Raw genomic sequence first — 2898 nt, forward strand, 5'->3', positions numbered from 1 at the left:
GTCAGCCCGTGCTCCGCCGACAGGCCGCACACCGCGATGACGGCCGTGTCCACGCGCAGCGCGCCGAGCGACGCCTCGGTCAGGTGGCCGGTCAGCAGCCAGGTGCCCTGGAGCATCTGCCCGCCGGGGACCAGCAGGCGGACGTCCGGCGCGGTGCTGAGCGCGTTCAGCGAGTAGAGGTCCAGGGGGATCGCGGTGACGCGCCGGTTCGCCAGCAGCCGGGCGACCCCCAGCGTGGTGGTGCCGCTGTCGAGGATCACCGACTCGCCGTCGGAGACCATGGCGTCCACCTTCGCGGCGATGGCCCGCTTGGCCTCCACGGCCTCGTGCTCGCGCAGCGCGAACGGCGGGTTCTCGCCGCGCAGCAGCAGGCTGACCGCGCCGCCCCGGACGCGCCGCAGGACCCCCTGCTCCGCGAGCTGGTCCAGGTCGCGGCGGATGGTCATCTCCGAGCAGCCGGTCGCGGCGGCGAGCTCCGCCACGGTCACGCGCTCGCTCGTCCGCAACCGTTCGATGATCTCAAGATGTCGATTCAAACCTTCCACATGTTCAATCTCACGTGATAGGTGTTCATAAGTCAAGTTTCACTCGCAGACCCCCGAGAGCGAGGCGGCACGTGGACCGGAGCGTGGACTGGATCGTCTTCGACTACGGAGGGGTGGTCGGCAGGCCGCCGTCCCGGAAGGCCGGACGGCGGCTGGCGGACGCCGTGGGCGTGGAGCCCGCCCGGTTCTGGCCCGCGTTCCGGCGCCACCGCGCCGACTACGACACCGGCTCCGTGGACGCCCGCGCCTTCTGGCACGCGGTGTTCGCACGGCTCGGCAGGCCCGCCGACCAGGCCGATGTCGAACGGCTGACGGCCCTCGACCTCAGCGCCCGGCTGGAGCTCGACCCGGGGACGCTGGAGATCGTCGGCATGCTCGCCGCGCGCGGCACGCCCTTGGCGCTGCTGTCCAACGCCCCGCCGGAACTGGCCCGGGTCATCGACGGGGAGGGCTGGGCGGCGGCGTTCCGGCACCGGCTGTACAGCGCCGACCTGCGCATGGCGAAACCCGATCCGCAGATCTACCACCGGACGTGTGCGATTCTCGGCGCCCGGCCCGAGAACGTCCTGTTCATCGACGACCGGGTCGAGAACGTGGACGCGGCCGAGGGCGCCGGCATGCGGGCCCTGCTGTTCCAGGACGCCGCGAAGCTCTGGGCCGACCTGGCGTTCCTCCTGCCCGCGTCCATGGCCGGGCCTCGGTGACCGCCCCGCCGCCCGAGTCGGCTTCCGTTCCGCCGCCCGAGCCGCCGCCCGACCCGCCGCCTGAGCCGACTTCCGAGCCGGTGGCGGCGCCCGTGCGGTTCCCCGACCGGGGGCCGACGCGGTTCGACCGGACGGCGATGGCCGGGATGTGCGTGTCGTTCGTGGTGATCGGCGTCCTCCAGGCGCTGTACGGCCCGGCGGCCCCGATGATGCGCGAGCGCTTCGGGCTGTCGTCCGGGGCCGTCGGGCTCGCGCTGTCGGTGCACTTCGTCGGCGCGCTGCTCGGCGTGCTCGGCACCCCGCGACTGCGGCGGATCGGCAACCGGTCGTTCCTCGCCGCCGCGCTGATCGCGATCGCGGCCGGCTGCGCCGGGTTCGCCCTGGCCCCGTCCTGGCCGGCGGCGCTCGGCGCGGCGTTCGTCGCCGGAGTCGGGTTCGGCTGGATCGATGTCGGCGTGAACGAGCTGTTCATCGAGTTCTACGGGACGGGCGGCAAGAGCAGCACCGGCATGCTGAACCTGCTCCACGGCAACTTCGGTGTCGGGGCCGTCCTCGCGCCGCTGCTCGTGGGGGCGCTGCCGGGACGCATGTACCCGTGGGCCTTCGCCGCGTGCGCGCTGCTGTCCCTCGCGGTGCTCGGCACCGTGCGGGGCGTCGGCGGCGGCCCGCCCCGGACGGCGGCGGCGTCCCGGGGCGTCCGCCGGGCGGCGGCGGGGCGGATGACCGCGCTGTTCACGGCCTTCTTCGTGCTGCACGTCGGCGTCGAGTCCGGGATCGGCGGCTGGGAGACCACCCACCTGGTCGGGCTCGGCTGGACGGCCGGGCCGGCCGCGATGGCCACCTCCACGTTCTGGCTGGCCATGACCGGCGTGCGGTTCGCGATCAGCCCGGTCGCCCGGCACTTCACCGCGCAGCGGATCCTGCTGGCGTCCCTGGCGGTGATGCTGGCCGGGCTGCTGCTGGCGCATGCCGGTCCCGCCGCGCCCGCCGGATACGTCCTGGCCGGGCTCGGTGTCGGTCCGCTGTTCCCGACCGGCCTGGTCTGGCTGACCGAGAAGAGGCCGGGCGCCTGCGGCGTGACGTCCTACGTGATCGCGGGATCCATGCTCGGCGGCGTGCTGCCCAGCGCGATCGGCGGCGCGGCAGGACGGTGGGGACCGGGCGTGATCCCCACCGTGCTGGCGGCGCTGGCCGCCGCGTCGCTCGCGACCGCGCTCGCGATCAGGGCGCTCCCGGCGACGGGCACGGGGGCGGCGCCGGCGGACGTCCCGAGGCGGGTCAGAGGCGGACGCCGCGGAACGCGGTCAGCAGCCGACTGCGCCCCCGGTCCGACAGACCGTCCGGAGCGGACCCGCCGGGCGTGACGTCGGCCTGCCGGGGGACCGGGGACGCCGCGTGCAGCGCGGTCCGCCCGCCGTGCAGCAGGACCAGGAAGTCGGCCCTCGTGAGACCGAGCAGCCACGCCGCCTCGTCCTCCGTGCAGCCCTCCGCGTCGGCGAGCAGCAGCGGCAGCCGGTGCCGCAGCGGCATCGCCGCGAGCACCGGCTCGAACGCCCGCAGCGCGGCGTCGCCGAGCGGCACACCCGGGACCGGGGCCTGCCCGTTCACCACGGCGTCCTCGGGCTGGACGGCCACGTCGAGCGTCCAGC

4 protein-coding genes are annotated in these 2898 nt (G+C 74.9%); 2 read left to right on the plus strand and 2 right to left on the minus strand.

The window, feature by feature from the left end; translation table 11 throughout:
• Positions 1–506: DeoR/GlpR family DNA-binding transcription regulator (locus tag AB0J52_RS34635; protein WP_500187118.1), on the minus strand; the 506-nt coding region annotated here is incomplete at its 3' end.
• Between the two features lie 122 nt (positions 507–628).
• On the opposite strand from AB0J52_RS34635, the gene AB0J52_RS34640 reads away from it, so the two are divergent.
• Both AB0J52_RS34640 and AB0J52_RS34645 read left to right on the plus strand, forming a co-directional pair.
• Positions 629–1249 (plus strand): HAD family hydrolase, encoded by a 621-nt coding sequence (locus tag AB0J52_RS34640; protein ID WP_500187120.1) that lies wholly within the window; start codon positions 629–631, stop codon positions 1247–1249.
• 80 nt (positions 1250–1329) lie between these two features.
• Positions 1330–2613 (plus strand): MFS transporter, encoded by a 1284-nt coding sequence (locus tag AB0J52_RS34645; protein ID WP_500187121.1) that lies wholly within the window; start codon positions 1330–1332, stop codon positions 2611–2613.
• Here AB0J52_RS34645 and AB0J52_RS34650 read toward each other — a convergent pair.
• Positions 2528–2898: hypothetical protein (locus tag AB0J52_RS34650; RefSeq protein WP_500187122.1), on the minus strand; the 371-nt coding region annotated here is incomplete at its 5' end. The genes AB0J52_RS34645 and AB0J52_RS34650 overlap by 86 nt on opposite strands.

The sequence above is a fragment of the Spirillospora sp. NPDC049652 genome (assembly GCF_040675125.1).
In the GTDB taxonomy this organism is placed as follows: Bacteria; Actinomycetota; Actinomycetes; order Streptosporangiales; family Streptosporangiaceae; genus Spirillospora.